Consider the following 2,427-nt stretch of genomic DNA (forward strand, 5'->3'; position numbering starts at 1 on the left):
GCCGGGCAATGAATTGGCATTTGGGCATCGACACCAGAATCACCCTGCTGGCGGCGGGGCTGATCTTTCTGCTCGCTTTGGTGCTCGGCGTATGGAAGTACCGCCAGATCATGGCCGCACCCGACCACCGCGCACATCCCTATGTCGACATCGCACACCGGGCGGCGTTGTTGTATTCATTCGCGACGCTGCTGATCGCGGCCTTCGTCGAATTGAGCGCGTGGCCGACGTGGGTGAATCTGGCCGCAGCGGCGGTGCTGGTGTTCTTCTTCGTCGCCGCCATTGCGAGCTACATCAGCCACGGCATGCGGCGGGACACCGTCAACCAATTCGAAAGCGCCGATCGGGCACTGCGGGTGGAGATGGTCTTGCTGATCATCGGTGAGATCGGTGGCTTCGGGGTGCTGCTCGGCGGGTTCATCGCCGCCCAGTTCTTCTAGCCGGCGGGCACACTGGAGTGATGGACCCGGTTGCCGCTCTGCGACAGATCGCCTATTACAAGGACCGAGCGCGGGAAGACTCCCGGCGGGTAATGGCCTACCGCAACGCCGCCGACATCGTCGAGGGCCTCGACGACGCCGAACGAGAGCGCCACGGCCAGGCCAACAGCTGGCAGTCGCTGCCGGGCATCGGGCCCAAGACCGCGAAAGTGATCGACCAGGCGTGGTCCGGGCGTGAACCCGATGCTCTGGTCGAATTGCGTGCTGCCGCACAGGATCTCGGCGGCGGCGAGATCAGGGCTGCACTGCGCGGCGACCTGCATCTGCATTCGAACTGGTCAGATGGCTCCGCGCCGATCGACGAGATGATGGCGACCGCCGCAGCACTTGGCCATGAGTACTGTGCGCTGACCGATCACTCGCCGCGGCTGACCATCGCCAACGGGCTTTCGCCGGAGCGGTTGCGCAAGCAACTCGACGTGATCGACGGCCTGCGTGACGGGTTAGCGCCGATGCGGATCCTGACCGGCATCGAGGTGGACATCCTCGACGACGGCAGCCTGGACCAAGAGCCCGAGCTGTTGGAGCGCCTCGACATCGTGGTGGCCAGCGTGCATTCGAAGCTGTCGATGGATGCGGAGTCGATGACCCGGCGGATGGTGCGTGCCGTCAGCAATGGCAACGCCGACGTTCTCGGTCACTGCACGGGCCGGCTGGTTTCCGGTAACCGCGGCATCCGACCCGAGTCGAAGTTCGACGCCGAAGCGGTGTTCACCGCCTGCCGCGATCACGGCACCGCCGTCGAGATCAACTCGCGGCCCGAACGTCGCGACCCGCCAACCCGGCTGCTGAACCTCGCACTGGAGATCGGATGCGACTTCAGCATCGACACCGATGCGCATGCGCCGGGCCAGCTCGACTTCCTCGGCTACGGCGCTCAGCGCGCGCTGGATGCCGGCGTCCCGGCCGACCGCGTCGTCAACACCTGGCCGGTCGACAAGCTGCTGGAGTGGACGCGCCGCAACTAATGCAGGGAACCATCGGCCGATCTCGCGAACCGGCTGGCGAAGACCGCGGTGTAAATGATCAGCGCGAAAAAGACGGCAAGGCAACAGATTCCGGTGACTACAACGATGATTGTTGAAGTAAACATTGCGACGGCGAGCAGCGCGATGACTGTGACGACGCCGGTCAGCAGATGCAGCGGCACCAGGCGTAACGCGGCGCGGTTGCCGGCCACCCATGCTTGCTCGCTGCGCATCGTCGACGGGGTGCGGATGCCGAAATACGGATTGCGCTGAAGCTTTCCGTTAGCAGCGCGTGACCAGTTACGGATGAGCAGCACCCCGGTGAGGATCTGCACGAACGCGAAGGACCCTGCCGCCAACGTGGCGCCGAGATGGTGGGGGACATTGAAGCTCGGCCCGAATTGCTGTAGGGGAGGGGGAGAGCAGCTGGCAGTGTCGACGGCACGGGCGACGCTGTCGGCGTGTATGCCAGCGATCACGGCGACGACGCCTACGAGCAACAGCGTCACCATGGACATCGCGGCAACCTCCGATGGTGAACGCCGCTTCATCGCCGCGGAAACGCAAAACACGATGTTGAAAACCAGCAGCGGGCCACCGGCGAACAGGAACCAGGTGAACCCCGCTTTCTGCCCGGCATACCATGCCGACAGGCAGGAAAGTGTCGTCTCATCGCGAAACCCGAATGTGCCATTGGGCGGCAGCCGATGATGCATCGCCAGGGCATAGCCGTCGATGAAGATAAGCAGAACGAGTGTCGTCACCGCGCACAACACCACCGCGGTAAGCCACCCGGCGATCGTCGTCGCACGGTTGGCAGGCGCAGTCATTGTGAAATTATGACAAGCCGCGACGACCTCGCTGACCGCTAATTTGTTCGCTGCATCGCCGCAACACCGTTAGTCGGGTAGATGCGGCATTTCCAGGTCGGGGTCGCGGCCGACCAGCACTCCGCGGGT

3 protein-coding genes are annotated in these 2,427 nt (G+C 64.1%); 2 read left to right on the forward strand and 1 reads right to left on the reverse strand.

The genetic code is table 11. The features are described from left to right. Nucleotides 1–8 precede the first annotated feature (8 nt). Both WBF82_RS15940 and WBF82_RS15945 read left to right on the forward strand, forming a co-directional pair. Nucleotides 9–440: a hypothetical protein gene (locus WBF82_RS15940; protein ID WP_424383956.1), complete on the forward strand. Its 432-nt coding sequence runs from the start codon at nt 9–11 to the stop codon at nt 438–440. 20 nt (nt 441–460) lie between these two features. Then, nucleotides 461–1,468 (forward strand): PHP domain-containing protein, encoded by a 1,008-nt coding sequence (locus WBF82_RS15945; protein ID WP_424383954.1) that lies wholly within the window; start codon nt 461–463, stop codon nt 1,466–1,468. On the opposite strand, the gene WBF82_RS15950 is transcribed toward WBF82_RS15945, so the two are convergent. Further along, entirely contained in the window at nt 1,465–2,298 is an 834-nt protein-coding gene (locus WBF82_RS15950) for an SdpI family protein (protein ID WP_424383955.1), read from the reverse strand. The two genes, WBF82_RS15945 and WBF82_RS15950, sit on opposite strands and share 4 nt — an antisense overlap. Nucleotides 2,299–2,427 lie beyond the last annotated feature (129 nt).

Source organism: Mycobacterium sp. (assembly GCF_049673265.1).
Classification (GTDB): domain Bacteria; phylum Actinomycetota; class Actinomycetes; order Mycobacteriales; family Mycobacteriaceae; genus Mycobacterium.